Here is a 768-nt window from a genome sequence, read left to right as displayed (position 1 = left end):
AGCTCACAGCATGTGCATTTTTGTGTACGGGGCTGTCACCCTGTATCGCACGCCTTTCCAGACGCTTCCACTAACACACACACTGATTCAGGCTCTGGGCTGCTCCCCGTTCGCTCGCCGCTACTGGGGGAATCTCGGTTGATTTCTTTTCCTCGGGGTACTTAGATGTTTCAGTTCCCCCGGTTCGCCTCATTAACCTATGGATTCAGTTAATGATAGTGTGTCGAAACACACTGGGTTTCCCCATTCGGAAATCGCCGGTTATAACGGTTCATATCACCTTACCGACGCTTATCGCAGATTAGCACGTCCTTCATCGCCTCTGACTGCCAGGGCATCCACCGTGTACGCTTAGTCGCTTAACCTCACAACCCGAAGATGTTTCTTGCGATTCATCATCGTGTTGCGAAAATTTGAGAGACTCACGAACAACTTTCGTTGTTCAGTGTTTCAATTTTCAGCTTGATCCAGATTTTTAAAGAGCAAATATCTCAAACATCACTCGTAAGTGAGTTTTGAGATACAGAGGTCGGCGACTTTCACTCACAAACCAGCAAGTGGCGTCCCCTAGGGGATTCGAACCCCTGTTACCGCCGTGAAAGGGCGGTGTCCTGGGCCTCTAGACGAAGGGGACGTATCAGTCTGCTTCGCAAGACGCCTTGCTTTTCACTTTCTATCAGACAATCTGTGTGAGCACTTCAAAGAACGCTTCTTTAAGGTAAGGAGGTGATCCAACCGCAGGTTCCCCTACGGTTACCTTGTTACGAC

At 49.3% G+C, this 768-nt stretch carries 1 tRNA gene and 1 rRNA gene; both read right to left on the bottom strand.

The annotated features are described in order from the left end of the window. A 23S ribosomal RNA gene (locus tag AACU94_RS24615) occupies positions 1 to 365 on the bottom strand; the annotation flags it as partial. Between the two features lie 193 nt (positions 366 to 558). Next, positions 559 to 634 (bottom strand) — tRNA-Glu (locus tag AACU94_RS24610). Positions 635 to 768: the final 134 nt, after the last annotated feature.

Origin of the sequence: Escherichia sp. E4702, from assembly GCF_963883545.1 — a bacterium.
Lineage (GTDB): Bacteria > Pseudomonadota > Gammaproteobacteria > Enterobacterales > Enterobacteriaceae > Escherichia.
The sequence above is the reverse complement of the archived record's forward strand: the minus strand, read 5'-3'. Positions and strand labels throughout refer to the sequence as shown.